26 protein-coding genes are annotated in these 26,033 nt (G+C 59.9%); 20 read left to right on the top strand and 6 right to left on the bottom strand.

Going from position 1 to position 26,033, the window contains the following annotated elements:
* The first annotated feature begins 3 nt into the window (after positions 1–3).
* Positions 4–1,167 (top strand): M20 aminoacylase family protein, encoded by a 1,164-nt coding sequence (locus ACR3EG_RS13890; protein ID WP_480496558.1) that lies wholly within the window; start codon positions 4–6, stop codon positions 1,165–1,167.
* A 48-nt stretch (positions 1,168–1,215) separates the two neighbouring features.
* Here ACR3EG_RS13890 and ACR3EG_RS13885 read toward each other — a convergent pair whose 3' ends face one another.
* Positions 1,216–2,538: a 3-deoxy-D-manno-octulosonic acid transferase gene (locus ACR3EG_RS13885; protein WP_480496556.1), complete on the bottom strand. Its 1,323-nt coding sequence runs from the start codon at positions 2,536–2,538 to the stop codon at positions 1,216–1,218.
* Between the two features lies 1 nt (position 2,539).
* Positions 2,540–3,547: a GTP 3',8-cyclase MoaA gene (moaA, locus tag ACR3EG_RS13880; protein WP_170352597.1), complete on the bottom strand. Its 1,008-nt coding sequence runs from the start codon at positions 3,545–3,547 to the stop codon at positions 2,540–2,542.
* 90 nt (positions 3,548–3,637) lie between these two features.
* Between moaA and ACR3EG_RS13875 the strand changes: the two genes are divergently transcribed.
* Positions 3,638–4,072, top strand: a complete 435-nt coding sequence (locus ACR3EG_RS13875) for a hypothetical protein (protein ID WP_480496554.1) — start codon at positions 3,638–3,640, stop codon at positions 4,070–4,072.
* Here the strand turns inward: ACR3EG_RS13875 and ACR3EG_RS13870 are convergent.
* From ACR3EG_RS13870 to glmU, 3 genes are read right to left on the bottom strand one after another with little or no spacing between them, the layout of a single operon-like run.
* Entirely contained in the window at positions 4,060–4,749 is a 690-nt protein-coding gene (locus tag ACR3EG_RS13870) for a DNA alkylation repair protein (RefSeq protein WP_480496552.1), read from the bottom strand. The genes ACR3EG_RS13875 and ACR3EG_RS13870 overlap by 13 nt on opposite strands.
* Positions 4,749–6,569, bottom strand: a complete 1,821-nt coding sequence (glmS, locus tag ACR3EG_RS13865; RefSeq protein ID WP_480496550.1) for a glutamine--fructose-6-phosphate transaminase (isomerizing) — start codon at positions 6,567–6,569, stop codon at positions 4,749–4,751. The genes ACR3EG_RS13870 and glmS overlap by 1 nt, the downstream gene beginning before the upstream one ends.
* Positions 6,570–6,572: 3 nt before the next feature.
* A complete protein-coding gene (gene glmU / locus ACR3EG_RS13860) occupies positions 6,573–7,925 on the bottom strand; it encodes a bifunctional UDP-N-acetylglucosamine diphosphorylase/glucosamine-1-phosphate N-acetyltransferase GlmU (protein ID WP_480496548.1) in 1,353 nt (450 codons plus the stop codon).
* A gap of 134 nt (positions 7,926–8,059) precedes the next feature.
* Here glmU and ACR3EG_RS13855 point away from each other — a divergent pair, with 134 nt between their 5' ends.
* From ACR3EG_RS13855 to ACR3EG_RS13845, 3 genes are all read left to right on the top strand, one after another.
* Positions 8,060–8,731, top strand: a complete 672-nt coding sequence (locus ACR3EG_RS13855) for an HAD-IA family hydrolase (RefSeq protein WP_480496546.1) — start codon at positions 8,060–8,062, stop codon at positions 8,729–8,731.
* Between the two features lie 39 nt (positions 8,732–8,770).
* Positions 8,771–9,961, top strand: a complete 1,191-nt coding sequence (locus ACR3EG_RS13850; protein ID WP_480496544.1) for a DegT/DnrJ/EryC1/StrS family aminotransferase — start codon at positions 8,771–8,773, stop codon at positions 9,959–9,961.
* Between the two features lie 157 nt (positions 9,962–10,118).
* Positions 10,119–11,282, top strand: coding sequence for an isovaleryl-CoA dehydrogenase (locus tag ACR3EG_RS13845; protein WP_480496542.1), 1,164 nt, complete (start codon positions 10,119–10,121; stop codon positions 11,280–11,282).
* 44 nt (positions 11,283–11,326) lie between these two features.
* Here the strand turns inward: ACR3EG_RS13845 and ACR3EG_RS13840 are convergent, their stop codons facing one another.
* Positions 11,327–11,932, bottom strand: a complete 606-nt coding sequence (locus tag ACR3EG_RS13840) for an OmpW/AlkL family protein (protein WP_480496540.1) — start codon at positions 11,930–11,932, stop codon at positions 11,327–11,329.
* A gap of 136 nt (positions 11,933–12,068) precedes the next feature.
* Between ACR3EG_RS13840 and ACR3EG_RS13835 the strand changes: the two genes are divergently transcribed.
* The 15 genes from ACR3EG_RS13835 (at position 12,069) to nuoF (ending at position 26,027) form a co-directional block, all read left to right on the top strand.
* Positions 12,069–13,595, top strand: coding sequence for an AMP-binding protein (locus ACR3EG_RS13835; protein ID WP_480496538.1), 1,527 nt, complete (start codon positions 12,069–12,071; stop codon positions 13,593–13,595).
* The gene (locus tag ACR3EG_RS13830; RefSeq protein ID WP_480496536.1) at positions 13,592–14,242 is read left to right on the top strand and encodes a lysozyme inhibitor LprI family protein; all 651 of its coding nucleotides are present in this window, start codon (positions 13,592–13,594) and stop codon (positions 14,240–14,242) included. Before ACR3EG_RS13835 ends, ACR3EG_RS13830 begins: the two co-directional genes overlap by 4 nt.
* Complete coding sequence (locus ACR3EG_RS13825) at positions 14,239–15,843, top strand: carboxyl transferase domain-containing protein (protein ID WP_480496534.1); 1,605 nt, start codon at positions 14,239–14,241, stop codon at positions 15,841–15,843. The genes ACR3EG_RS13830 and ACR3EG_RS13825 overlap by 4 nt, the downstream gene beginning before the upstream one ends.
* 1 nt (position 15,844) lies before the next feature.
* Positions 15,845–16,267: an ASCH domain-containing protein gene (locus tag ACR3EG_RS13820; RefSeq protein ID WP_480496532.1), complete on the top strand. Its 423-nt coding sequence runs from the start codon at positions 15,845–15,847 to the stop codon at positions 16,265–16,267.
* A gap of 3 nt (positions 16,268–16,270) precedes the next feature.
* The gene (locus tag ACR3EG_RS13815) at positions 16,271–18,199 is read left to right on the top strand and encodes an acetyl/propionyl/methylcrotonyl-CoA carboxylase subunit alpha (protein ID WP_480496530.1); all 1,929 of its coding nucleotides are present in this window, start codon (positions 16,271–16,273) and stop codon (positions 18,197–18,199) included.
* 59 nt (positions 18,200–18,258) lie between these two features.
* Positions 18,259–19,113 (top strand): hydroxymethylglutaryl-CoA lyase, encoded by an 855-nt coding sequence (locus ACR3EG_RS13810; RefSeq protein WP_480496529.1) that lies wholly within the window; start codon positions 18,259–18,261, stop codon positions 19,111–19,113.
* A gap of 3 nt (positions 19,114–19,116) precedes the next feature.
* The gene (locus tag ACR3EG_RS13805; protein ID WP_480496527.1) at positions 19,117–19,905 is read left to right on the top strand and encodes a crotonase/enoyl-CoA hydratase family protein; all 789 of its coding nucleotides are present in this window, start codon (positions 19,117–19,119) and stop codon (positions 19,903–19,905) included.
* Between the two features lie 188 nt (positions 19,906–20,093).
* Entirely contained in the window at positions 20,094–20,459 is a 366-nt protein-coding gene (locus tag ACR3EG_RS13800; RefSeq protein ID WP_050602775.1) for an NADH-quinone oxidoreductase subunit A, read from the top strand.
* Positions 20,450–20,983 (top strand): NuoB/complex I 20 kDa subunit family protein, encoded by a 534-nt coding sequence (locus ACR3EG_RS13795; RefSeq protein ID WP_170352611.1) that lies wholly within the window; start codon positions 20,450–20,452, stop codon positions 20,981–20,983. The genes ACR3EG_RS13800 and ACR3EG_RS13795 overlap by 10 nt, the downstream gene beginning before the upstream one ends.
* A gap of 12 nt (positions 20,984–20,995) precedes the next feature.
* Complete coding sequence (locus ACR3EG_RS13790; protein WP_480496525.1) at positions 20,996–21,595, top strand: NADH-quinone oxidoreductase subunit C; 600 nt, start codon at positions 20,996–20,998, stop codon at positions 21,593–21,595.
* Positions 21,596–21,600: 5 nt separating this feature from the next.
* Positions 21,601–21,777: a hypothetical protein gene (locus tag ACR3EG_RS13785; protein WP_170352613.1), complete on the top strand. Its 177-nt coding sequence runs from the start codon at positions 21,601–21,603 to the stop codon at positions 21,775–21,777.
* Positions 21,778–22,127: 350 nt separating this feature from the next.
* Positions 22,128–23,351, top strand: coding sequence for an NADH-quinone oxidoreductase subunit D (locus tag ACR3EG_RS13780; RefSeq protein ID WP_480496523.1), 1,224 nt, complete (start codon positions 22,128–22,130; stop codon positions 23,349–23,351).
* Positions 23,351–24,463: an NADH-quinone oxidoreductase subunit NuoE gene (nuoE, locus tag ACR3EG_RS13775; RefSeq protein WP_480496521.1), complete on the top strand. Its 1,113-nt coding sequence runs from the start codon at positions 23,351–23,353 to the stop codon at positions 24,461–24,463. The genes ACR3EG_RS13780 and nuoE overlap by 1 nt, the downstream gene beginning before the upstream one ends.
* A gap of 31 nt (positions 24,464–24,494) precedes the next feature.
* Entirely contained in the window at positions 24,495–24,716 is a 222-nt protein-coding gene (locus tag ACR3EG_RS13770; protein ID WP_209198550.1) for a DUF5337 domain-containing protein, read from the top strand.
* A 12-nt stretch (positions 24,717–24,728) separates the two neighbouring features.
* The gene (gene nuoF, locus ACR3EG_RS13765; RefSeq protein WP_480496519.1) at positions 24,729–26,027 is read left to right on the top strand and encodes an NADH-quinone oxidoreductase subunit NuoF; all 1,299 of its coding nucleotides are present in this window, start codon (positions 24,729–24,731) and stop codon (positions 26,025–26,027) included.
* The last annotated feature ends 6 nt before the right edge of the window (positions 26,028–26,033 follow it).

The following is a 26,033-nucleotide window of genomic DNA, read 5'->3' as shown; positions in this document are numbered from 1 at the left end:
CACATGCCGATCAAAAACCGCTTCGCCGAATTGCAAAGTGAAATCACCGAATGGCGTCGGGATATCCACCAGCATCCTGAGATCCTGTTCGAAACTCATCGGACCAGTGCATTGGTCGCTGAAAAACTGGCCGAATTCGGGTGCAATGAGGTTGTGACCGGGATCGGCCGGACCGGTGTTGTCGGTGTGATCAGGGGCAAAGCGGATACCAAGGGCAAGGTCATCGGGTTGCGCGCTGACATGGACGCTTTGCCGATCCTTGAGGCAACCGGGCTTGACTATGCCTCGAAGACCGAGGGCGCAATGCATGCCTGTGGTCATGATGGACATACGGCGATGCTGTTGGGCGCGGCCAAATACCTGTCTGAAACGCGCAATTTCGATGGTACTGTCGTGGTGATCTTCCAGCCCGCTGAAGAAGGCGGCGGCGGCGGTCGCGAGATGTGCGAAGACGGGATGATGGACCGTTGGGGCATTCAAGAGGTCTATGGGATGCACAACTGGCCCGGTCGCCCTGTGGGCAGCTTCTCCATTCGCCCGGGCGCGTTTTTTGCTGCGACGGATCAGTTCGATATCGTTTTTGAAGGCAAGGGTGGCCACGCAGCCAAACCGCATGAGACCGTGGACACGACTGTTATGGCCGCGCAGGCGGTCTTGGCGCTGCAGACGATTGCGGCGCGCAATGCAGATCCGGTTGATCAGGTGGTGGTGTCGGTTACCTCGTTTGAAACTTCTTCGACCGCCTTCAACGTGATCCCGCAAACGGTCAAACTGCGCGGTACAGTGCGCACGATGAGTGCTGACATGCGCGATCTGGCGGAAAAACGGATTGGCGAGATTTGTAACGGGGTCGCTGCGACCTTTGGCGGGGCTGTAGACGTGACCTATTACCGGGGATATCCGGTGATGGTAAACAGTGATGAGCAGACGGATTTTGCTGCCGAGGTCGCACGGTCGGTTTCTGGCGACTGCGATGACGCACCCTTGATTATGGGCGGAGAAGACTTCGCCTTCATGCTCGAAGAGCGTCCGGGGGCGTATATTTTGGTGGGCAACGGCGACACTGCTGCGGTGCACCACCCGGAATACAACTTCAATGACGAGGCGATCCCAGCCGGATGCAGCTGGTGGGCAGAAATCGTTGAACAGAGGATGCCAGCGGCTTGACCGTTTGCGGCAGCGAGGGGCCAGCCCCTCGCGCTCCCCGAGATATTTTTAGCCAGATGAAGAGGGATCCTGCGCGCCCAGTTCAAGTTGATCGCAGAGAGTGTCAACGATAGCGCTCAGCGCATTTTTCTGGGTGTTGACGCAAGATTGCGCGGCCTTACGGGCGGTGGTCAGTGCAGTCGGATCGGACAGCCATTCGGTGACGGCTGCGGTCAGGTCGGGTGCGGACTGGACCTGTATCGCGCCGCCGGTTTCGATCAGGGGGGCGAAGGTTTCCGCGAAGTTGAAATAGCCAGGGCCGGTGATCACGGCAGCGCCCGCCTGTGCGGGTTCGAACGGGTTGTGGCCTCCGATCTCGCGCAGCGAGCCGCCCAGAAAGACGATGGGGCAGAGCGCGTACCATGTGCCGGTTTCGCCCAGCGTGTCGGCCACATAGACCTGAGTTTCGGGGGTGATCTGGTCATTAGCGGACCGAAAGGCGGCTTTTTGTCCGGCCTGGTCGATTAGCTCAGCAACGTCGCCGCGGCGTTCGGGATGGCGGGGAATCAGCAGCAGAAGCAGATCGGGCCAGTGTTTCAACAATTCGGCATGGGCGGCCAGAACGGTCTCTTCTTCGCCGGCATGGGTGGAGCTGGCAATCCAGACGGGGCGGTCAGCGATCTGGGTTTTCATATCGCCCAGGGTTGCTTGATCTACCGGCAGCGGGTCGGACATCGCTTTGAGGTTGGTTCCGGGTTGCACGCGTGTTTCCGGCGCGCCCATCTGGATAAGGTTTTGCGCAGTCCGATCATTCTGGGTCAGGAAAAGGCGGAAGTGATTCAGAATGAATCGCGCTGTTTTAGGCCGCTTTTTCCAACCTGCTACTGATTTGTCTGAAAGACGCGCATTCAGCAGGGCCAGTGGGGTTTCGCGTTTTCCAGCCTCGATTATCAGTTGTGGCCAGATCTCGCTTTCGACAAAGATGCCCGCATCGGGGCGCCAATGGTTAAGAAAACGCTTCACTGGGCCGCCGGCGTCAAGCGGGGGGTATTGGTGACGCGTGCGGGGCGGCATCCGCTTTTCAATCAACGAAGCCGAAGTTGGCGTGCCCGAAGTGATCAGAAACTCGGCGCTTGGCAGTCGTTCGCCCAAGCGTTTTATGAGGCTGATGACCGACAAAGTCTCACCCACACTTGCGGCGTGGAACCAAATGAGTTGCCCCTTTGACCGTCGCTGGCTGGCATGGCCGAGGCGTTCATGCTGACGAAGTGTTGGAACGTCAGCAGCAAGCAGCTTTTTGCGAACTGCCCGCCAGACAAACGGTGCCGCAACTGCGGTCAGGCTGCAATACAGGTGGTAGAGCAGTGTCGGTCGGTCAACAGGGGCAGGCACGTCAGCCGCCGGTATGGCTCATGTGGCGGCTCATCTTGCCGTCCACCGCCTGGCGGGAGTAGTCGAAGTCGTGCCCTTTGGGTTTGAGGTTGATCGCTGCACGGATCGCCTCTTCAAGTGGTTGCTCGGTGTCCGGATGGTCACGCAAAGCGCCGCGTAGGTCCGCCATATCTTCTTGTCCAAGGCACATAAACAGCTCTCCGGTACAGGTCAGGCGCACGCGGTTGCAGCTTTCGCAGAAGTTATGCGACATGGGCGTGATAAAGCCGATTTTCTGATCCGTTTCTTCCAGCCGCACATAGCGAGCGGGTCCACCGGTGCGTTCGGCAAGATCAGTCACGGTATAGTGATTTTCGTATTCCTTGCGCACGTCTTTCAGGGACCAGTACTGATCCAGGCGGTCTTCGTTGCCGATATCGCCCATCGGCATGACCTCAATCCAAGTCAGGTCCATATCGCGCTCGGCGCACCATTTTGTAATGGTCGGCAGTTCTTCCTCGTTGAAGCCCTTCAGGGCCACAGCGTTGATCTTGATCCGCAGCCCGGCCTTTTGCGCGGCATCAATGCCGTTCAGCACCTGTTTGAGGCGTCCCCAGCGCGTGATCTGCGCGAACTTGTCTTCGTCCAGCGTATCCAACGAGATATTCACCCGGCGCACGCCCGCAGCATAGAGGTCTTCTGAGAAGCGATGCAGCTGCGAGCCATTTGTGGTCAGGGTCAGCTCCTTCAGCGCGCCGCTATCCAGATGGCGGGTCATGGCGTTGAAAAACGTCATGATGTTGCGGCGTACGAGCGGCTCACCCCCGGTGATGCGCAATTTTTCAACCCCCATGTTCACGAAGGTTGAACACATGCGGTCCAATTCCTCGAGCGTGAGCAGGTCTTTTTTGGGTAGGAATTTCATGTCCTCGGACATGCAGTATACGCAGCGGAAATCACAGCGATCCGTGACGGAAACGCGGAGGTAAGTGATGGCACGAGCGAACGGGTCGATAAGTGGAGCTGTCATGCTTCTTAACTAAAGCGGCGCAAGGCCTGCGGCAAGGGCGAACTGCGCTTTGCGCTGGTGCAGATGCGCGCAGGACGATAGGGTTCAGGGATGAAATATGCACTTTTGGTTTTCTGGGTTTTCCTGGCAGGATGCGAGACGGTTCGGTCGACGTCCGATCGTTTGTTGAAGCGTGGCGATTCAACTGCCCAGCCTGAACCAGTTTCAGCAGATGAAACCCAAGTTGAAGAGGCAGCAGCCGACGACGAGCCTTTGCCCGCGACTTCCGCTGGGTGGCTTGGGGCGAAAACGACCATTGCCAGTTTAGGCGATCCGACCACGCCGGGCCGGTGGTTGCGCACACCTCTGGTCGATACCGAGTTTACCGGACGGGTGGTCGTTCCACGCACCGGGGCACAAGCCTATATCACTCTGGTTCCCGTGCCGGGACCGGAAGGTGGGGGCAGCCAGTTGTCTCTGGATGCCATGCGGGCCTTGTTGCTGCCGTTTGACGAATTGGTCGAGTTGGAAGTCTATTCCAACTGACCCCTGAGGTATTTCCCCGCTTCGCGACGAGCAAAGGGCTTCATTGCTTCTCCGTGCGCGTCCAGAAAGGCAACGACCCTGGGTGCGTCGTGTTTCGACAGATCACGCAACCACCATGCGATTGCTTTTTGTATAAACCACTCCCGATCCGGGACATAGCCTGCGGCCCATTTCAGAATGCGGTCGCGGCGGTGCAGATCATCGACTTTGGGGTGGTTTTGCTTGGTCCACGGCAAAGTGGCCACTAAAACCGCGCGGCGCGTCCACATGTGCTCGGAGGTCGTCCATGCCTCGACCTGATCCAGCCGAGATGGCTCTGCGGAAAGGCGTTTTTGCATCGCCATGCAAGCATGATCGGCGATCGCCCATGCGTCGAAGTCGGGCAACCAGCTTTGCAGCAAGTCCCAAACCGCGTCGTCTGGTCGGATGCGCGCCTGTGTAAGCAATTTCGCGGCAGCAATGCGGGCTTCGTGAATATTCGTCTGCCAAAGCGCATCTGCCAGAGCGACGCGATCCGACACATCCAGTTCTTGTCGCCAGCTTTTGGTCAGATCATTCAGAACCGGATTGGGCACGCCCAGATATGGACGGTCCGCCTTGTGATAGGCGGCGGCCTGCTGCGCGCGTTCGGTATCTGCGTGCGCCTTGATCTGGTCCAGATATGTGGCGGCTTGCATCATTCGACGGTGACGGATTTCGCCAGATTGCGCGGCTGGTCCACATCCGTCCCCTTTGCCACGGCTGTGTGATAGGCCAGCAGTTGCGCCGGAACCGAATAGAGGATGGGCGCAAGGCTTGGGTGAATATGCGGCATTCGAATGGTGCTTTGCACCCCGTCCTTGGCCTCGGCGATGCCGTCATCGTCGGAAACGAGGATGACTTTACCTTTGCGCGCCATGACCTCTTGCATGTTCGAAACCGTCTTGTCGAAAACCGCATCGCGCGGGGCCATCACCACCACAGGCATATGCTTGTCGATCAAGGCGATGGGCCCATGTTTCAGCTCACCCGATGCATAACCTTCGGCGTGTATATAGCTGATTTCTTTCAGTTTCAGCGCGCCTTCCATTGCCAATGGGAACATGAGGCCGCGACCCAGAAACAGAACGTCGCGCGCCTCGGACAGGCGTTGGGCAGCGGCGCGAATGGCATCGTTTTGCTCCAGCGCGGTGTTCAGCACTGATGGCAGGCCACGCAAGGCGGCGGCGTGATCCGCCAGTTCCTCGGGCGCCAGAGTGCCGCGATCAGCGGCCGCTTTCAGCGCCAGCATTAGCAACACGCTCAGCTGGCAGGTGAAGGCTTTGGTCGAGGCGACGCCGATCTCGACCCCCGCATGGATCGGCAGAGCCAGATCACTTTCCCGCGCGATCGAGCTTTCGGGAACATTGACCACCGAGACGATCTTGTCGGCCTTGCCCTCGCAATATCGCAACGCGGCCAGCGTGTCGGCGGTTTCGCCCGACTGGCTGACGAACAGCGCTGCTGTGCGACCGGGAATGGGCGGTTCGCGATAACGGAACTCGCTGGCGATATCGACCTCGACGGGGATTTGCGCCAGTTGTTCAAACCAGTATTTCGCGGTCAGACAGGCGTAGAAAGCGGTGCCGCAGGCGACCATAGTCAGACGGTCCAGCTTGGTGAAGTCCAGATCGCCGGGCAGGGTGATCCCGTCCCCGCCGGTGCGCAGATAGGACCGGATCGCCTGGGCCACGACGACGGGTTGCTCGGCAATTTCTTTGGCCATGAAATGCTTGTGTCCGCCTTTGTCGGCGCGGGATTGGTCGATCTTGATCTGGCGGAGCTCACGATTGACCAACTCACCGGCTTCGTTGCGGATCTCCAGCGAGGTGCGGGTCAGCACGGCGCGGTCACCCTCTTCAAGATAGGTGATACGGTCGGTCAGCGGGGCCAGCGCGATGGCGTCCGAGCCTACGTACATCTCGCCATCCCCGTGACCAATGGCCAGAGGCGAGCCCTTGCGCGCCGCGACGATCAAATCCTCCTGACCGTCGAACAGAAAGGCCAGCGCAAAAGCGCCGTCAAGCCGGTCAATGGTCTTGAACGCGGCTTCAACCGGCGAGAGGCCGGATTTCAGGTAATGCTCAGCCATCAGGGCGACAGTTTCAGTGTCGGTCTCGGTGGCGAAACCCACACCATGTTCGGCCAGCTCAGCCCGTAATTCGCGGTAGTTTTCGACGATCCCGTTATGCACCACGGCCACGGGGCCCGCCTGATGCGGGTGCGCATTCGTGACTGAGGGCGCGCCATGGGTGGCCCAGCGGGTATGGCCGATACCCGATTTACCGGGCAGGGGGTCATGTACCAGCAAATCGCTGAGGTTCACCAGCTTGCCCACTGCCCGTCTGCGTCCCAACGCGCCGTTGTTCACGGTCGCAATCCCGGCGCTGTCATAGCCGCGATATTCCAGACGCTTCAGCGCCTCAACCAGAATGGGGGCAACTTCGTGTTCGCCCAAAACGCCTACGATACCACACATGGGTCAGGCTCCTTTATCGCGGCGAGCCTTTTTCGCCTTGAGCATGTCAAACAGTTTGCGCGCATAGCCGGGTTTGTTGTCCTGCTTGGCGCGCGCCACGGCCAGCGCGTCGGGCTCGACGTTGCGCGTGACCACCGTGCCGGTCGCCGTCATCGCCCCGTCACCCACGGTCACTGGGGCAACCAGCATGGTGTTTGATCCGATGAAGACATTCTCACCAATCGTCGTCTTGTGCTTCATCACCCCGTCATAGTTACAGGTGATCGTACCCGCGCCGATATTTGTTGCGGCGCCAACCGAGGCGTCTCCGATATAGCTGAGGTGGTTGACCTTAGCCCCTTCGGCGACCTCGGCATTCTTGATTTCGACGAAATTCCCGATGTGTGTGTTCTCGGCCAATTCCGCGCCGGGGCGCAGGCGGGCATAGGGGCCGACGATAGCTCCGCGGCTGACATGGCAGCCTTCCAGATGCGAAAACGCTCGGATCGTCGCGCCACTTTCGACGGTGACGCCGGGGCCGAAGACCACGTTGGGCTCGATCACCGTGTCCCGCCCAATGATCGTATCGGCGGCCAGATAGACGGTGTCGGGGGCCATTAGTGTGACGCCCAGATCCAGCAGCTCAGCGCGGGCACGAGCTTGGAAGACCGCATCGGCGGCGGCCAGATCCGTGCGCGAGTTGACGCCCAGCGTCTGCGCCTCATCACAGGCGACGGCGGTGACGTTCAGGCCCCGTGCGCGGGCGATCTCGACCACGTCGGTCAGGTAGTATTCTTCGGACGCGTTGTCATTGCCTACCGCGTCAATCAGTGAGAACAACGTCTGAGCGTCACAGGCCAAAAGTCCCGAGTTGCAGAAGCTTATCGCGCGCTCCTCATCCGAGGCATCCTTGTATTCCACGATACGCTCAAGCATTTCGCCCTGCATCACCAGACGACCATAGCGGGCGGGATCGGCGGCTTCGAAGCCAAGAATGACCAGATCATTCTGTGCGCGTGCCTCGATCATGCGTTCCAGCGTGTCGGGCTGCAGAAACGGCGTGTCACCGTAAAGGATAACCACGTCGCCTTCGAACCCCTCCAGCGCGGGGCGGGCCTGGGCGACGGCATGGGCGGTGCCCAACTGCTCTTCCTGCTCGGCGATCTGCGCCGTCTCATCCTCGGCTGTGGCGACTTTGGCGACGGCCTCGGACCCATGGCCGGTGACGATCACGGTGCGTTCGGGCGACAGCACGGCCCCCGCGCGCATGGCATGGACTAGCATCGGGGTTTGCGCGATGGGATGCAGAACTTTGGGGATATCCGAATTCATCCGGGTGCCTTTTCCGGCGGCAAGGATGACAAGGGCGGTGCTCATGAATTCGTTTTCTCTTTGTGTTTTGTTGGCGACCGTTTTATCCGCTGGGGGCAAAGGCGCAAGCGGTTCGGGCATCAAACTAGATTGCCGTTTGCAACACGACGTGGCGAAAACCCGCCGAGGCAGGAGGCATTATGCGTACGGTAATCTTCGATCTGGATGGAACTTTGGCGGATACATCCGGCGATCTGCTAGAGGCCGCGAACCATTGTTTCCGTCATATGGGTCATGGCGATGTGCTGATCCACGGGCAGGACGCGGGCGTCGCGCTGCGGGGGGGTCGGATGATGCTGACCCACGGGTTGAAGCGGGTCGGTGCGTTGGATGAGCAGACCATTTCGGACTACTACCCGATGTTGTTGGAGGCCTATGCGCAGGCCATCGACACCCACACCACCTTCTATCCCGGCGCGCTGGACGCGGTTGAGGCGCTGAAGGTGGCCGGTTACGGCGTGGGCATCTGCACCAACAAGCCCGAGGCGCTGGCGCATCAGTTGCTGTCACAGATGGGAGTGCGCGATCAGTTCGCCGCTTTGGTGGGGGCGGATACGTTGCCTGTGCGCAAACCCGACCCCGAACCGTTGCGTGAGGCAGCGCGGCGGGCAGGTGGCCATCCAGACCTGTGTGTTCTGATCGGCGACTCCGATACCGACCGGAATACGGCAAAGGCGGCGGGTGTGCCTTCGGTTCTGGTCACATTCGGCCCTTCTGGTGACGATATGGCCGCGCTGGAGCCCGAGGCGTTGCTGCATCATTTCGATGATCTGCCCCGCGTGGTCGAGGGTTTGATCGGTGCGGCGGCTTAGTCTCTTGACCCAAGCGGGCGTGAGGACCAGAACAGAGCCATGACCGAGATATTCACTGGCAGCTTCACCCAGCAGGAATCCATCCCCGAAGAGGCGGTCGAGGCCGCGCTCGCTGTACTGCGCCATGGGCGGTTGCACCGATATAACGTGGTGCCCGGAGAACTGGGTGAAACCGCGCTGCTGGAGCAGGAATTCGCGGCGCAGATGGGGGCGAAATACTGTCTGGCGGTATCCTCGGGCGGATATGCGCTGGCCACCTCCCTGCGCGCAGTCGGCGTGCAGCCGGGCGATCCGGTGCTGACCAATGCTTTCACGCTGGCGCCGGTGCCGGGGTCAATCGCCTCAGTCGGGGCGCGTCCGGTGTTCGTGGGCGTGACCGAAGGGTTGGTGATTGATCTGGACGATCTTGAAGCCAAGCTGGATCAGGCGCGAGTGCTGATGCTCAGCCATATGCGCGGGCATCTGTGTGACATGGACCGGCTAATGCAGATGTGCGACGCCGCAGGAGTGATCGTGATCGAGGACTGCGCCCATACGATGGGGGCAGCGTGGCGCGGGCAATTGTCTGGGCGGCAGGGGGCCATCGGGTGCTATTCCTGCCAGACCTACAAGCATGTGAACTCGGGTGAGGGCGGCTTGCTGGTCACCGATGATGAGGAACTGGCGGCCAAGGCCACGATGCTGTCGGGATCCTATATGCTCTATGAACGTCATCTGGCCGCGCCGGGGCCGGAAGTGTTCGAGCGGATCAAATATACCACTCCCAACGTTTCCGGGCGGATGGACAATCTGCGGGCGGCGATTCTGCGGCCTCAGTTGCAGGATCTGGACCGGCAGGTTGAGCGCTGGAACGAGCGCTATGCCGAGATCGAGGCCGGACTGCGCGACACACCGGGCCTGACGATTGTCGAACGGCCCGAAGGTGAGACCTATGTCGGCTCGTCCATTCAGTTCCTGCTGCTGGACTGGTCGCCCGAGCGTATTGCCGAGGTGATCCGCCGCTGCGCCGCGCGCGGGGTCGAGTTGAAGTGGTTCGGCGGGGCCGAGCCCACCGGGTTTACCTCGCGCTATGACAGTTGGCGCTATGCGGACAGCGCGCCTCTGCCCGCCAGTGACCGGGTCCTGGCGGGGATCATGGATATGCGGGTGCCGCTGACATTCTCGCTGGAAGATTGCCGCCTGATCGCGCGGATCATCCGGGCCGAGGTCGGTGCAGTCTATCAGTCGTAATCCAATCGAGTGCGCGTGCCGCGCACGCTTTATGTAAACACAGCGCCGCCCTGACGGGTCGGCGCTGTGTTTGTGTGTGTGCCGTCGTTGACGCTGAAAGGATTCGCTGATAGTTATTTGAACAACCGTTCATTAATGCGAGGGGAGGAAATCGCAGATGTTCACGGCCACCATGCAGTTTGACCTGGGCGAGGATGTAAACGCCCTGCGGGAATCGGTACATCGCTGGGCTCAGGAGCGGGTCAAGCCGATGGCCGCCGAGATTGACGCCACGAATGCCTTCCCAAATGCGCTATGGCGAGAGATGGGTGATCTGGGGCTGCTGGGGATTACGGTGCCCGAGGAATATGGTGGGGTGGGGATTTCCTATCTGGCGCATACCGTCGCTGTTGAAGAGGTGGCGCGGGCGTCGGCCTCGGTTTCGTTGTCCTACGGGGCGCATTCGAATCTGTGCGTCAATCAGATCAAGCTGAACGGAACCGATGAGCAAAAGGCGAAATACCTGCCGCGTCTGGTTTCTGGCGAGCATGTGGGGGCGCTTGCCATGTCCGAAGCGGGTGCCGGATCGGATGTGGTATCGATGAAGCTGCGCGCGGAAAAGCGCAACGATCACTACCGGCTGAATGGCAGCAAATACTGGATCACCAACGGGCCGGATGCAGATACGCTGGTCGTCTATGCAAAGACGGACCCCGAGGCCGGGTCGAAGGGAATCACTGCCTTTCTGATCGAGAAGGAAATGACCGGGTTCTCGACCTCTCCCCATTTCGACAAGCTGGGGATGCGCGGATCGAACACGGCCGAGTTGATCTTTGAAGACGTCGAGGTGCCCTTTGAGAACGTCCTGGGCGAAGAGGGCAAGGGCGTCGCGGTTCTTATGTCGGGTCTGGACTATGAGCGCGTTGTGCTGGCCGGGATCGGGACGGGCATCATGGCGTCCTGTCTGGATGAAATCATGCCCTATCTGGCCGAGCGCAAGCAGTTCGGCAAGCCCATCGGGTCGTTCCAGCTGATGCAGGGCAAGATCGCGGATATGTATACGGCGATGAACTCAGCCCGGGCTTATGTTTATGAGGTCGCCAAAGCCTGTGATCGGGGGGATGTGACGCGGCAGGATGCGGCGGCGTGTTGCCTCTATGCGTCCGAGGCGGCGATGACGCAGGCGCATCAGGCGGTGCAGGCGATGGGCGGGGCCGGATTCCTGTCTGACTCAGCCGTCAGCCGGATTTTCCGCGATGCGAAGCTGATGGAGATCGGTGCAGGCACCAGCGAAATCCGCCGGATGCTGATCGGCCGCGAAATGATGAGCGAAATGCAGTGAAAGAAAACGCCCCGCAACAGGATGCGGGGCGCCGTAGTGTCGGATCAGAAACGATGGACGTAGGAAACGCCAATCAGCCAGGGGTCGATCTCGGCTTCGCCGATATCGGCACCATCAAGCGTGACGTCCGAGTCGATGTCGAACCAGCGCACGTTCAGACGTACGGCACCTTGTTCGGTGACGGCGTAGTCCAGACCGGCTTGCAACGCGATGCCGACCGAATTGTCCAGCTCAAGATCGCCCAAGGCAGAGCTTTCATCAAAGAAGATCGTGTAGTTGATGCCAGCGCCGACGTAAGGTTTCCAGGCAGTGCCTGTGTCGAAGTGGTAGTTCAACGACAGGGTGGGCGGCAGATGCTTGAGGCTGCCTGCGTCGACGCTGCCCCCCAGCGTGACTTCGTGGCTGAATGGGGTTGCAGCCAACAGCTCGATGCCCAGATTGTCGCGGACAAAGTACTCAACGGTGAAGATTGCGCTGACGTCGGAATCGACTTCGGCGTCCAGCCCGGCCAGCGTACCGTTATCGGATTTGGGCTCCAGATACCCCGCACCGATACCAACGGTCCAGTCACCCTGGTTCTGAGCAAGAACAGGAGAAGCAAGCGCCACAAGCGCAGTGGAAAGTGTCAAAGCGGCGAGTTTTTTGGTCATTTTACAGCCTTTGAATTTGTTGATGAGGCGTTCTTGCCCGCCTTTCCCGGCGCAAACTCTGATCTGTGTCAAATTTCTGTGACCCGCGAAAATTCGCGACGTCGGGTAACTTCGTTGAAAACAAAGGATGATGAATATGCGTCCCGCTGAGCGCATACCTGGGTTGCTGACAGAAGGGGGGTGGGACGTGCCTCAGCGCCTCAACATGGCGTTGCAATGCTTTTCGCAACCCGACGACCAAACAGCTATCATCGACCTCACCGCCGCAGAAGGCCAAGGTGTCAGTTTTGGGACGCTGCGACAAATGACGGATGGTTTGGCCCGGGTTCTTGCGCAGCAGGTGCAGCCCGGCGATCGCATAGGGGTTTTGCTAAGCCAGTCGCCATGGTGTGCAGCGGCGCATCTGGCGGTGTGGAAGCTGGGTGCGATATCCGTGCCTTTGTTCAAACTGTTCCAGCAGGACGCGTTGGCCTCGCGCATTGGCGACTCAGGCGTGCAGATCGTGCTGACGGATGAAGAAGGCGCGGCGCTGCTGGCCGATCTGGCGCGGCCCATTCTGGTGGATCAGATTGCGCCCTCGGACGACCCACTGCCTTTTGCTGATACCGGACCCGAAGACCCTGCGGTGCTGATCTATACCTCGGGCACCACCGGCAGCCCTAAGGGCGCGCTGCACGGGCATCGGGTACTGACGGGGCATCTACCGGGCGTCTCGATCAGTCACAACCACCTGCGCGACGGGGACTGCCTGTGGACCCCCGCTGACTGGGCGTGGATCGGCGGTTTGTTCGACGTGCTGATGCCCGGTCTGGCGCTAGGCATCCCCGTGGTCGCCGCGCGGCTTGAGAAATTCACCCCCGAGGCCTGCGCCGATGTGATCGCGCGCGGCGGCGTGCGCAACGTGTTCTTCCCGCCCACGGCGCTGCGGATGCTGAAAGCGGCGGATCAGGCCATCCCCGGCCTGCGCTCGGTCGCCTCGGGCGGGGAGCCTCTGGGGGCCGAGATGCTGGCCTGGGGTAAGCAGGCGTTTGGCCTGACGATCAACGAGTTCTATGGCCAGACCGAATGCAACATGGTCGTGTCTTCTTGCGCCGAGGATTTCCCTGTGCGCCCCGGCTGTATCGGTAAGCCGGTGGCGGGGCATGAGGTGGCGGTGATCGACGCGGATGGCAATCCGACCGATGACGAGGGCGACGTGGCCATCCGGCGCGGCTCGGCTTCGATGCTGTTGGAATATTGGAACCGACCTGAGGAGACTGCGCAGAAATTCCGCGGTGACTGGCTGATCACCGGAGACCGAGGCGTGTGGGAGGGCGACTACCTGCGTTTCGTGGGTCGCGATGATGATGTGATTACGTCTGCCGGATACCGCATCGGCCCCGCCGAGATCGAGGATTGCCTGCTGACCCACCCGGCAGTGGCGACGGTGGGCGTGGTCGGTAAGCCCGATCCGCTGCGGACCGAGATCGTGAAGGCTTATGTGGTGTTGAAGCCGGAGGCCGAAGCGTCGGGCACAGAGCTGCAGGAGTGGGTCAAGGGCCGTCTGGCACAATACTCCTACCCGCGCGAGGTGGCGTTTTTGGAGGAACTGCCGATGACGGTGACGGGGAAGGTTATTCGGAAGGAATTGAAGGCGCGCGCGGCGGGGGAGACAAGGAAATGACACCGAAAGAGTCATCAAGACTGATATCTCATCTTCTCATGTTTGCGTTCGGCATAATTACTCTGGCTCAAACTTCGCACGCGTATGAGATCGCTTCTGAACAAAACGGCAGCTATTGGATAGAAACTGAAACCATTGAGGAATGCTTGGGCAATGCGCGGCAGGGACTCCAACGGAAAAGGTCTCAACGAGCAATCCCAGACGCGGTTTATGAGTGCATAGGGATCGCCGCCGAGGATTGCATGGATCGGACCAATTTCTCGACCTATGGCATGATCATGTGCTTTGATGCCGAAACTGTGTTTTGGGACAGAATGCTGGACCAAAACTACTCAGATTTGGCGGAATGGGCTGAAAAAGTTCACGGCCATATCCCCCCAGATGATCATGCTTTCAAATGGACCGCATCTGAGACTCTCAAAAAGATGCAAGCCGAATGGAGAGTGTATTCTGAGGCTGTTTGCCGCTTTCGAGCCAGTGATTATTGGGGGGGAACCGCTGCCGGCCCGACCAGAGGTGCGTGTTGGATGCGCAGAACCGCCGAACAGGCTCTAAAAATGGAGCGAGAGATACTTGGCACCTGTAGTTGGCAGCAAGGCAGCATTATACGAGAAATTTGTGAAGCACGCGGAGTAGCTGAACGATGAAACTTACATCCAAGACCATCCCTACCTCCGAGGGTTTCAAGGCCAACCGAACCGCCCATCTCGACGCGCTGGCGCAAATCTCAACCGCTGCAGAGGCCGCCCGAATGGGCGGCGGTGAGAAATCCCGTGCGCGGCACGTCTCTCGGGGCAAGATGCTGCCGCGTCGTCGGGTGGCGAACCTGCTGGATGCTGGGTCGCCGTTTCTGGAAATCGGCGCAACGGCGGCGCATGGGATGTATGGCGATGCCGCGCCCTGTGCCGGGGTGATCGCGGGCATCGGTCGGGTGCAGGGGCGTGAGGTCATGGTGGTGTGCAACGATGCCACCGTGAAGGGCGGCACCTATTATCCGATGAGCGTCAAAAAACACCTCCGCGCGCAGGAGATTGCCGAGGAAAACCATCTGCCCTGCATCTATCTGGTGGACAGTGGCGGTGCGAACCTGCCCAATCAGGATGAGGTATTCCCCGACCGCGATCACTTTGGCCGCATCTTCTATAATCAGGCGCGGATGAGCGCCAAGGGGATTGCTCAGATCGCGGTGGTGATGGGGTCATGCACGGCAGGCGGGGCCTATGTGCCCGCGATGTCGGATGTGACGATCATCGTCAAAGAACAGGGGACGATCTTTCTGGCCGGGCCGCCTCTGGTCAAGGCCGCGACCGGCGAAGTGGTCAGTGCCGAGGATCTGGGCGGTGGTGACGTACATACCCGCCTTTCCGGCGTGGCGGACTATCTGGCCGAGGATGATGCGCACGCACTGGCTTTGGCGCGGCGGGCTGTGGGGTCGCTGAACCTGCGCAAACCGCAGACGGTGGATTGGGCCAGTCCCGAGGATCCGGCCTATGACCCCGAGGAAATCCTCGGGGTTGTGCCTGCCGATCTGCGCACGCCCTATGACATCCGCGAGGTGATTGCGCGGCTGGTCGATGGCTCGCGCTTCGATGAGTTCAAGCCGCGCTTCGGGGAAACGCTGGTAACCGGCTTTGCTCATGTCAAAGGCTGCCCAGTGGGGATCATCGCCAACAACGGCGTGCTGTTTTCCGAGGCCGCGCAGAAGGGCGCGCATTTTGTCGAGCTGTGTTCTCAGCGTCGCATCCCGCTGGTGTTCCTGCAGAACATCACCGGGTTCATGGTTGGTCGCAAATACGAAAACGAGGGCATCGCGCGGCACGGAGCCAAGATGGTGACGGCGGTAGCGACGACCTCGGTTCCGAAGGTCACGATGCTGGTGGGCGGGTCATTTGGCGCTGGTAATTACGGTATGGCCGGTCGGGCGTATCAGCCGCGGTTCCTGTGGACATGGCCGAATTCGCGGATCTCGGTGATGGGCGGCGAGCAGGCGGCGGGCGTTCTGGCCACCGTCAAACGCGACGGGATCGAGCGGCAGGGCGGCACCTGGTCGGCCGAGGAAGAAGCCGAATTCAAACGCCCGACCTTGGACAAGTTCGAAGAGCAATCGCATCCACTCTATGCCTCGGCGCGGCTCTGGGATGACGGCATCATCGACCCGCGCAAATCGCGGGATGTGTTGGCCTTGTCGCTGAGTGCGGCGTTGAATGCCCCGATCGAGGAGACACGCTTTGGCGTGTTCAGGATGTAAAATGGTCGATCTGGAAAAACTGAAATCCCGCTACCCCGGTGCGCAGAGCTTTAAGTTTGGAGACAACGCAACGCTGAGCGCCGAGTTGTTGGCGTTGGTGCGCGCGGGAAAGAAAACCGCGACCTGCGGCGCGTTGCGAGACTATCCTGAGGGCAGCGCGGACACTCCGGTTGTGGGGCGGCGCGATATCGCTCTGGATTGGGATGATCGCCCAGCTTTGGTCATCGAAACGGTCGAAGTTTCGATCTGCCGCTATTCCGATGTGACCGAGGAGTTTGCGTTGGCCGAAGGCGAGAATGAGACGCTTGAGGGGTGGCGCGAAGATCACCGCCGGTACTTTGAACGAAATGGCGGGTTCGAGCCCGAGATGGAGCTGCTCTGCGAGCGGTTCCGGTTGGTCGAAGATCTGACGGTTGAGGGGTAAGTCATGTTCACCAAAATCCTGATTGCCAACCGGGGCGAGATCGCCTGTCGTGTGATCGAGACCGCTCAGAAGATGGGTGTGGCCTGTGTCGCCGTCTATTCCGACGTGGATGCCTCGGCCAAGCACGTCCATCTGGCGGACGAGGCTGTGCATATCGGCGCTGCGGCCCCTGCGGAGAGTTACCTGAAGGGTGACGTGATCATTCAGGCCGCGCTGGACAGTGGCGCGCAGGCCATTCATCCCGGCTATGGTTTCTTATCCGAGAACCCCGATTTCGTGGATGCGGTCGAAGCGGCAGGCCTTACCTTCATCGGGCCTTCGGCGGATGCGATCCGCAAGATGGGCCTCAAGGATGCTGCCAAAGTCTTGATGGAACAGGCGGGCGTGCCTGTGGTGCCGGGCTATCATGGCGACAATCAGGACCCCGAGCATTTGGCCGGTGCCGCGGACACAATCGGCTACCCTGTTCTCATCAAAGCTGTTGCAGGTGGCGGCGGAAAGGGTATGCGGCTGGTTGAACGTGCCGAAGATTTCGCAGACGCGCTGAACAGTGCGCGAGGCGAGGCGCGCACGGCCTTTGGCAATGACGCCGTTCTGGTCGAGAAATTCGTCTCCAAACCGCGCCATATCGAGGTGCAGGTGTTTGGCGATGGTACCCATGCGGTTCATCTGTTCGAACGCGATTGCTCGTTGCAGCGGCGGCACCAGAAGGTGATCGAAGAGGCTCCGGCACCCGGTATGACGGCTGAAATGCGCGAAGCGATGGGGCAGGCCGGTGTACGCGCCGCCGAGGCGATTGGTTACAAAGGCGCGGGTACGGTTGAATTCATCGTTGATGCCTCGGACGGGCTGCGGCCGGATCGGTTCTGGTTCATGGAGATGAACACGCGCCTGCAGGTGGAACATCCTGTGACCGAGGCGATTACAGGGGTTGATCTGGTCGAATGGCAGTTGCGCGTGGCGGCGGGCGAGACGCTGCCGAAACAGCAGGGTGACCTGTCTATCTCGGGTCACGCGTTCGAAGCGCGGCTGTATGCCGAGGATGTACTCAAAGGCTTCCTGCCTGCCACGGGGACGTTGACGCATCTGCACTTCCCTGCGCACTGCCGCGCCGATAGCGGTGTGCGGGCAGGGGATACGATCAGTCCGTGGTATGACCCTATGATCGCAAAAGTCATCGTCCACGGCCACACGCGCGACATTGCGCTGGAACAGTTACACCGTGCGCTGCGTCAGACCGAGGTCGCTGGCACTGTAACCAACCTTGCCTTTCTGGGCGCGCTGACGCGCCATCAGGGGTTCGCGTCGGGTGACGTGGATACCGGTCTGATCGGGCGTGATCTGGACGGGTTGGTACAGACCTCGGCAACCTCAACGCGTGCTGCAGTTGCGGCGGCCATGACCGCTGCGGGTTTGGTGGACACATCCGAGGAGACTGGGTTCTGGCTGTGGGCGCCTCTGCACCGTGCCGTTCAGCTTATGGTGGATGATGTGATTGATCTGGATCTGCAGGTCGAAGGTCCGAACCGGCAGGTTTGGCACATCGGCGACGAGGCGATTCTGGCCGAACGCACTGCGGGCGACTGGACCATCGGCGGTGCAGCTATGCCGCGCGTTTCGGTCGCTGGTTCCAAGATCACGGTATTCGAGAGTTATGGCCAGGTGTTCGAGATGATCGACCCGCTGGACCGCGATACCAGCGCCATAGGTAATACCAATGTGATCGAGGCCCCGATGCCCGGTCTGGTAAAGGCGGTCTTTGCGCAGGCTGGGCAGGCTGTGGCCGAGGGCGACCGGTTGGCCATCCTTGAGGCAATGAAGATGGAGCATTCGTTGCTGGCAGCACGCGATGGCGTCGTGGCCGAAGTGCTGGTCGAGGCGGGCGCTCAGGTCGAGGCCGGGGCGGCTCTGGTTCGGCTGGAGGAGGAATGATCTGTTCCTGCCGCCTCAGCCGTGGCACAGTCGGATCAACAGCTTAGCGGAGGAACAAGATGGGTGATCGGGTCGAGATATTCGAAGTGGGGCCGCGCGACGGGCTGCAGAACGAGCAGCGGGAAATCCCAGTTGAGGAAAAAGTCGCTCTGGTCGATTGCCTGAGCCGGGCCGGGTTCAACCGGATCGAGGTGGCCAGCTTTGTCTCGCCCAAATGGGTGCCGCAGATGGCAGGCAGTGCCGAGGTGCTGGCCGGGATAAGCCGGGCCGATGGTATCCGCTATGCTGCGCTGACACCAAATATGCGCGGGTACGAGGACGCGCTGGCCGCCAAAGCTGATGAGATTGCGGTGTTTGCCTCGGCGTCCGAGGGGTTCTCGAAGGCAAATATCAACGCGACGATTGCGGAATCCATTGAACGCTTTACACCGATCCTGGAAGCCGCGCGCCATATCGACCTGCCGGTGCGGGGCTATGTGTCCTGCGTGACCGATTGCCCCTATGACGGTCCGACCTCGCCCGAAAAGGTGGCCGAGGTGGCCGACACATTATTCGCGCTGGGCTGCTACGAGATTTCGCTGGGCGACACGATCGGGCAGGGGACGCCTGACACAATTGCTCATATGCTTTTGGCAGTGCGCGAACGGGTGCCTGTGACGCGTTTGTCGGGGCATTTTCATGACACCACGGGACGTGCCATCGACAATATCGACGCAGCTCTGGCGCTTGGTGTGCGGACATTTGATTCGGCGGTCGGCGGTCTGGGAGGGTGCCCTTATGCGCCGGGGGCGGCAGGGAATGTCGCCACTGAATCTGTAGTCGCCCATCTTGATCGGCTAGGATATCAGACGGGCATTGATGTCGCGATCGTGGAAGAGGCCGCCCAGATGGCGCGCGCTATGCGAGCGGAATAAACGATGTTCGAAACGATTTCGGTCACGAATGATACGCGCGGTGTTGCCACTCTGACGCTGAATCGCCCCGACAAGCATAATGCCATGTCGGCGCAGATGATCTCCGAACTGACGCAAGCAGCAGGGCAGTTGGGGGCGGACGACTCGGTGCGGGTTGTGGTCCTGACTGGCGCGGGCAAGAGCTTTTGTGCCGGTGGTGATCTGGGCTGGATGCAGGATCAGATGGCAGCCGACCCCGAAACGCGGTTCACCGAGGCGCGCAAGCTGGCCGAGATGCTGCAGGCGCTGAATACACTGCCGAAACCTCTGATCGGGGCGCTGCAGGGCAATGCGTTCGGGGGCGGTGTTGGGTTGGCCGCGGTCTGTGATGTGGCCATCGGGGTCGACACATTGACCATGGGGCTGACCGAAACGCGGCTTGGGCTGATCCCGGCCACGATTGGTCCGTATGTCATCGCGCGCATGGGCGAGGCACGGTCGCGGCGGGTTTTTATGTCTGCACGCCATTTCGATGCCAGTGAGGCGGTTGAGCTTGGCTTGTTGGCGAAAGTGGTTGCAGCCGTCGATCTGCCCGATGCGGTCGAAGTCGAAGTGACCCCCTATTTGTCCTGCGCGCCGGGGGCTGTCGCTTCGGCCAAGGGATTGGTACGTGATTTGGGGCCAAGAATAGATGACACGGTAATCGACCAGACGATCCGCGCTTTGGTTGGCCGTTGGGAAACCAACGAGGCCAAAGAGGGAATCGCCGCCTTTTTCGAGAAACGAAAACCAACCTGGATTAGTAAGGATTAGACGATAGCCGCCGTGCCGCGGCGATTGGAATCACTCTTCCGGAATAACCTTTGATGGCAAGCAGATATTTCACGCCCTGCGCGTTTGTGTTCGGTTGACCCTCTGACCCGGCAGGGATAGAGAATGTCCAGTCAACACGCCAATTGACGGCGCACCCTTTGGGGGCATGCGCAGGAAAGGAGCTTTACGTGGAAGACCTGCTGCGGGAGTACCTCCCGATTCTGGTGTTTCTGGCCGTTGCCGTGGGCCTTGGAATCGTCCTGATTCTGGCTGCTGTGGTTCTGGCTGTCCGCAATCCCGACCCCGAAAAGGTCAGCGCATATGAATGTGGCTTCAACGCCTTTGACGATGCGCGGATGAAGTTTGATGTCCGGTTCTATCTGGTCTCGATCCTGTTCATCATTTTCGATCTGGAAATCGCGTTCCTTTTCCCATGGGCCGTGGGCTTTAAGGACATCAGCGATGTGGGCTTCTGGTCCATGATGGTGTTCCTGGGCGTTCTGACCATTGGCTTTGCCTATGAATGGAAGAAAGGGGCCTTGGAATGGGAGTGATGACGGGTGCAAACACCGCCGGCGTCGACAAGGAAGTCGCCACTCAGGCCCTGAATGCCGAGTTGCAGGACAAAGGTTTCCTGCTGACCTCGACCGAGGACATTATCAACTGGGCGCGCACTGGATCGTTGCACTGGATGACATTCGGTCTGGCTTGTTGTGCTGTTGAGATGATGCACACCTCGATGCCGCGCTACGATGCGGAACGGTTTGGCATCGCGCCGCGTGCCTCCCCGCGTCAGTCGGATGTGATGATCGTGGCCGGGACGCTGACCAACAAGATGGCGCCCGCGCTGCGCAAGGTCTATGACCAAATGCCCGAGCCGCGTTATGTGGTCTCGATGGGCTCCTGCGCCAATGGGGGCGGGTATTATCACTATTCTTACTCGGTCGTGCGTGGCTGTGATCGGGTTGTGCCCGTGGATATCTATGTGCCTGGCTGTCCTCCGACCGCTGAGGCGTTGCTATATGGCCTGATGCAGTTGCAACGCAAAATCCGCCGTACCGGCACGATTGTGCGCTGAAGGAGAGGGTGAATGAGCGAAGCACTCAAAGAACTCGGCGCACAGCTGGAACTCAAGCGCACTGATTGCGTTCTGTCCTGGGACGTGACTCATGGCGAACTGAACGTGGATGTGGCCCCGTCGAACCTTGTGGAATTCGTCGAATTCCTGAAATCCGACCCGAACTGCAAGTTCTCGTCTCTGGTCGATATCACCGGCGTCGATTACCCGGAACGCGCCAAGCGTTTCGATGTGGTTTATCACTTCCTGTCCATGTACCAGAATCAGCGGATCCGCCTGCGGGTGTCGATCCGCGAGGAAGACATGGTGCCTTCGATCGTGGATGTTCACCCCTCGGCCAACTGGTTCGAGCGTGAGGTGTTCGACATGTTCGGCGTCCTGTTCTCGGGTCACCCCGATTTGCGGCGCATCCTGACAGACTACGGTTTCCGCGGCTATCCGCTGCGCAAGGATTTCCCGACAACGGGCTATACCGAGGTTCGATATGACGAGGCTGAAAAGCGCGTCGTTTACGAGCCGGTGAGCTTGGTACAGGAATACCGGCAGTTCGATTTCATGTCCCCATGGGAAGGTGCGAATTACATTCTGCCGGGGGATGAAAAACAGGAGTAACCGTCATGTTTGAGTTCCTGATCTGGATAATTCTGGTGGTCGCCACGGTCGTACCGATGATCAAGCTGCTGCCGCATTTCGGGATCAACAAGAACTGGGCGTTTGCCTGCATTATCTCTCCGGCTGTGATTGTCCTGTTGTGGATGATGGCCATGAAGCTGCAAGAGATGGAGCGACGCTGACATGATGGGCGAACTGATCATTTTGGGCGCTTTGGGCGTCTTGCTTGCAGGGGCCGCAGCCAAGGCGGCTGAGGCCGAAAAGGTCCGGGTTCGGGCCGAGGCAAAGAAGAAACGAGGGCGTTGATGGACCCGACAAGCTTTATCCAAGGTATTTGGAGTTTCGGGGACTTTAGCCCTTGGTTGCTCTGGGGGCTTAGTCTAAGTGGCGTTCTTGGAATGGCGGTATGTCTGCGTGAGCTGAAGTATCCTGCGTGGTGGGCGTTCTTAGGGTTCATGCCGATGTTTGCAGTACCAGCTTTCTGTATGATTGCGATGTTGATGCTTCATCGAAAGCGAATTGAGAGGCTATGATGGACGGCTCAAGATACGATGACGGCAGCACGGACGCGCTGAGCGGAGAACAGAAGATCCGCAACTTTAACATTAACTTCGGCCCGCAACACCCTGCGGCGCACGGGGTTTTGCGTCTTGTGCTTGAGTTGGACGGCGAGATTGTCGAGCGCTGCGACCCGCATATCGGCCTGCTGCACCGTGGTACTGAGAAACTGATGGAAAGCCGGACGTACCTGCAGAACTTGCCGTATTTCGACCGTCTGGACTACGTGGCGCCGATGAACCAGGAACATGCCTGGTGTCTGGCCATCGAAAAGCTGACCGGCGTGGAAGTGCCGCGCCGGGGCTCGCTGATCCGGGTTCTGTATTCCGAGATCGGGCGCATCCTGAACCACCTGCTGAACGTGACCACGCAGGCGATGGACGTTGGCGCGCTGACGCCGCCGCTGTGGGGCTTTGAAGAACGCGAAAAGCTGATGGTGTTTTATGAGCGTGCCTGTGGCGCCCGCTTGCACGCCGCTTATTTTCGCCCCGGGGGCGTCCACCAGGATCTGCCACCCGAATTGCTGGACGATATCGAGGCGTGGAGCCATGAATTCCCAGCTGTGCTCGACGACATTGACGGGCTGCTGACCGAAAACCGCATCTTTAAACAGCGCAATGCCGATATTGGCGTCGTGACCGAGGACGACATTCAGAAATATGGCTTTTCGGGCGTGATGGTCCGTGGCTCGGGCCTCGCATGGGACCTGCGCCGCGCGCAGCCCTATGAATGCTATGATGAGTTCGAGTTCCAGATCCCCGTCGGCAAGAACGGCGACTGCTATGACCGCTATCTGGTGCGCATGGAAGAGATGCGTCAGTCACTGCTGATCATCCGCCAAGCCATCGCCAAAATCCGCGAATGCCCCGGTGACGTGCTGGCACGCGGAAAGATCACCCCGCCGAAACGCTCGGACATGAAGACCTCGATGGAGAGCCTGATCCATCACTTCAAACTGTATACCGAAGGCTTCCACGTCCCTGAGGGCGAGGTTTACGCCGCCGTCGAAGCCCCCAAGGGTGAGTTCGGCGTCTATCTGGTCGCCGACGGCACCAACAAACCCTACCGCGCCAAACTGCGCGCGCCGGGCTTCCTGCACCTGCAAGCCATGGATCACGTCGCCGGAGGGCACCAACTGGCCGACGTCGCCGCCATCATCGGTACCATGGATGTCGTATTTGGAGAGATTGACCGCTAATGCTCCGCCGTCTTCACCCCGAACAACCCGATGCTTTCGCCTTCACGGCTGCCAACCAGCAATGGGCCGAAGCACAGATCACCAAATACCCCGAAGGTCGTCAGGCCAGCGCGGTGATTCCGCTGCTGTGGCGCGCGCAAGAGCAGGAGGGGTGGCTGTCCCGCCCGGCGATTGAATCCGTCGCTGACATGCTGGGCATGGCGTATATTCGCGTTCTTGAGGTCGCCTCGTTCTACTTCATGTTCCAGCTGCAACCGGTTGGATCGGTGGCGCATATTCAGGTATGCGGCACGACGTCGTGCATGATCTGCGGGGCCGAGGACTTGATCGCGGTCTGCAAGGACAAGATCGCCGCCAAGCCGCATGCTTTGTCCGCAGATGGTAAGCTGAGTTGGGAAGAGGTGGAATGCCTCGGCTCTTGCACCAACGCTCCAATGGCGCAGATCGGCAAGGACTATTATGAAGACCTGACCGCCGAGAACTTTGGCAAGATCATCGACGATCTGGCGGCGGGCAAAGTGCCGACACCGGGCCCGCAGAACGGGCGTTATGCGGCGGAACCGTTGAGCGGTTTAAGCAGCTTGACCGAGTATGAGGCGGGCAAGCCTAAATACAATGCGAGCGTCGAGCTGGCTTCTGATCTGGGGGACACTGTCAAACGCATCGACGGAACCGAGGTGCCCATCCTGACCCCTTGGCTGGGTAAGGATGGAAAGGCGGCGGCAACACAGACTGCTCCGAAGCCCCCGAAAGAACCCGAGACACCAAAGTCTGCTGTGAAGCAGGCCGAAGAGGCGAAAGCCAAGGCCGAGACGGATGGCGAAGAACAACCCGAGACTTTGACCGAGCCACGCGGTGGCAAGGCAGATAACCTCAAGCTGCTCAAAGGGGTCGGACCGAAGTTGGAAGAAACGCTGAACGGGCTGGGCTTCTATCACTACGACCAGATCGCAGGATGGACACCCGAACATGTGGCCTGGGTCGATGCGCGGCTGAAGTTCAAAGGCCGGATCGAACGCGACGGCTGGATTGAGCAGGCGAAAAGCCTGGCCTCGGGCCAAGAGACAGAATTTGCTAAACGTGCCAAGGAAGATGGCACATACGAAGACTAGATGACGGTGCCCATTCGGGCATCAGGGTAAGATGGATAAGGACAAGGAACTGGCCATAGCCCGAAAGGGTCGACATATCGGCATTGTCATTGCGGTGACGATGGTGATTTGGCTTTCCATGAACCTGTTCATCGGTCCCGCGCTGGGTTTGACCGCTCGGTATGCGCTGCTGTTTGATTTCGCCGCACTGGCGGGTTTCATCTATGCGGGCGTCAACATATTTCAACTCTGGCGTATGCGTCAGGACAGCTGAAGGTAACACGCGATGCTGAAGGATCAGGACCGGATCTTTACCAACATCTACGGGATGCATGAGCGCACATTGCGGGGCGCACAGGCGCGCGGGCATTGGGACGGCACGGCTGGCCTGATCGACAAGGGTCGCGACTGGATCATCCAGACGATGAAGGACTCGGGCCTGCGGGGTCGTGGTGGCGCGGGCTTTCCGACCGGTCTGAAATGGTCGTTCATGCCCAAGGAAAGCGACGGTCGTCCTGCCTATCTGGTTGTGAATGCGGATGAATCCGAGCCCGGAACCTGCAAGGACCGCGAGATCATGCGCCATGATCCGCACACGCTGATCGAGGGCTGCCTGATCGCTTCTTTCGCGATGAATGCGCATACTTGCTACATCTACCTGCGCGGCGAATATATTCGCGAGCGTGAGGCCCTGCAGGCAGCGATTGACGAAGCATATGATGCGGGCCTGTTGGGCAAGAACGCCGCAGGCTCGGGCTGGGATTTCGACCTGTTCCTGCATCACGGTGCCGGGGCCTATATCTGCGGCGAGGAAACCGCCCTGATCGAAAGCCTTGAGGGCAAGAAGGGCATGCCCCGAATGAAGCCTCCGTTCCCGGCGGGCGCTGGCCTCTATGGCTGCCCGACGACCGTGAACAATGTGGAATCGATCGCCGTTGTGCCGACGATCCTGCGCCGGGGCGCAGATTGGTTTGCGGGCTTTGGTCGCCAGAACAATGCAGGCACCAAGCTGTTTGCGATCTCGGGCCATGTGAACAACCCCTGCGTCGTCGAAGAGGCGATGTCGATCTCGTTCGAAGAGCTGATCGAGACCCATTGCGGCGGTATTCGCGGCGGCTGGGACAATTTGCTGGCGGTGATTCCGGGCGGCTCGTCAGTACCATGTGTGCGCGGCGAGAATATGCGCGACGCGATCATGGATTTCGATTACCTGCGCAACGATCTGGGCTCGGGGCTTGGGACGGCTGCGGTGATCGTGATGGACAAATCCACCGATATCATCAAGGCGATTTGGCGGCTGTCGAAGTTCTACAAGCACGAAAGCTGTGGCCAGTGTACGCCGTGCCGCGAAGGCACCGGCTGGATGATGCGCGTGATGGACCGTCTTGTGCGCGGCGAGGCCGAGCTGGAAGAGATCGACATGCTGTTCGATGTGACCAAACAGGTCGAAGGTCACACAATCTGCGCCTTGGGCGACGCGGCCGCTTGGCCGATCCAGGGTTTGATCCGCAACTTCCGCGAAGAGATCGAGGATCGCATAAAGGCGCAGAAATCCGGTCGCACCGGCGCGATGGCGGCGGAGTAACTTTTG

The organism is Ruegeria sp. AM7 (genome assembly GCF_056535965.1).
The sequence above is the reverse complement of the archived record's forward strand: the minus strand, read 5'-3'. Positions and strand labels throughout refer to the sequence as shown.

Bases quoted from the DNA above. Each gene is read 5' to 3' on its own strand.
- ACR3EG_RS13890 (WP_480496558.1), top strand. From the start codon at position 4: ATGCCGATCAAAAACCGCTTCGCCGAATTGCAAAGTGAAATCACCGAA.
- moaA (WP_170352597.1), bottom strand. From the start codon at position 3,547: ATGACAGCTCCACTTATCGACCCGTTCGCTCGTGCCATCACTTACCTC.
- ACR3EG_RS13875 (WP_480496554.1), top strand. From the start codon at position 3,638: ATGAAATATGCACTTTTGGTTTTCTGGGTTTTCCTGGCAGGATGCGAG.
- ACR3EG_RS13870 (WP_480496552.1), bottom strand. From the start codon at position 4,749: ATGCAAGCCGCCACATATCTGGACCAGATCAAGGCGCACGCAGATACC.
- glmS (WP_480496550.1), bottom strand. From the start codon at position 6,569: ATGTGTGGTATCGTAGGCGTTTTGGGCGAACACGAAGTTGCCCCCATT.
- glmU (WP_480496548.1), bottom strand. From the start codon at position 7,925: ATGAGCACCGCCCTTGTCATCCTTGCCGCCGGAAAAGGCACCCGGATG.
- ACR3EG_RS13855 (WP_480496546.1), top strand. From the start codon at position 8,060: ATGCGTACGGTAATCTTCGATCTGGATGGAACTTTGGCGGATACATCC.
- ACR3EG_RS13850 (WP_480496544.1), top strand. From the start codon at position 8,771: ATGACCGAGATATTCACTGGCAGCTTCACCCAGCAGGAATCCATCCCC.
- ACR3EG_RS13845 (WP_480496542.1), top strand. From the start codon at position 10,119: ATGTTCACGGCCACCATGCAGTTTGACCTGGGCGAGGATGTAAACGCC.
- ACR3EG_RS13840 (WP_480496540.1), bottom strand. From the start codon at position 11,932: ATGACCAAAAAACTCGCCGCTTTGACACTTTCCACTGCGCTTGTGGCG.
- ACR3EG_RS13835 (WP_480496538.1), top strand. From the start codon at position 12,069: ATGCGTCCCGCTGAGCGCATACCTGGGTTGCTGACAGAAGGGGGGTGG.
- ACR3EG_RS13830 (WP_480496536.1), top strand. From the start codon at position 13,592: ATGACACCGAAAGAGTCATCAAGACTGATATCTCATCTTCTCATGTTT.
- ACR3EG_RS13825 (WP_480496534.1), top strand. From the start codon at position 14,239: ATGAAACTTACATCCAAGACCATCCCTACCTCCGAGGGTTTCAAGGCC.
- ACR3EG_RS13820 (WP_480496532.1), top strand. From the start codon at position 15,845: ATGGTCGATCTGGAAAAACTGAAATCCCGCTACCCCGGTGCGCAGAGC.
- ACR3EG_RS13815 (WP_480496530.1), top strand. From the start codon at position 16,271: ATGTTCACCAAAATCCTGATTGCCAACCGGGGCGAGATCGCCTGTCGT.
- ACR3EG_RS13810 (WP_480496529.1), top strand. From the start codon at position 18,259: ATGGGTGATCGGGTCGAGATATTCGAAGTGGGGCCGCGCGACGGGCTG.
- ACR3EG_RS13805 (WP_480496527.1), top strand. From the start codon at position 19,117: ATGTTCGAAACGATTTCGGTCACGAATGATACGCGCGGTGTTGCCACT.
- ACR3EG_RS13795 (WP_170352611.1), top strand. From the start codon at position 20,450: ATGGGAGTGATGACGGGTGCAAACACCGCCGGCGTCGACAAGGAAGTC.
- ACR3EG_RS13790 (WP_480496525.1), top strand. From the start codon at position 20,996: ATGAGCGAAGCACTCAAAGAACTCGGCGCACAGCTGGAACTCAAGCGC.
- ACR3EG_RS13785 (WP_170352613.1), top strand. From the start codon at position 21,601: ATGTTTGAGTTCCTGATCTGGATAATTCTGGTGGTCGCCACGGTCGTA.
- ACR3EG_RS13780 (WP_480496523.1), top strand. From the start codon at position 22,128: ATGGACGGCTCAAGATACGATGACGGCAGCACGGACGCGCTGAGCGGA.
- nuoE (WP_480496521.1), top strand. From the start codon at position 23,351: ATGCTCCGCCGTCTTCACCCCGAACAACCCGATGCTTTCGCCTTCACG.
- ACR3EG_RS13770 (WP_209198550.1), top strand. From the start codon at position 24,495: ATGGATAAGGACAAGGAACTGGCCATAGCCCGAAAGGGTCGACATATC.
- nuoF (WP_480496519.1), top strand. From the start codon at position 24,729: ATGCTGAAGGATCAGGACCGGATCTTTACCAACATCTACGGGATGCAT.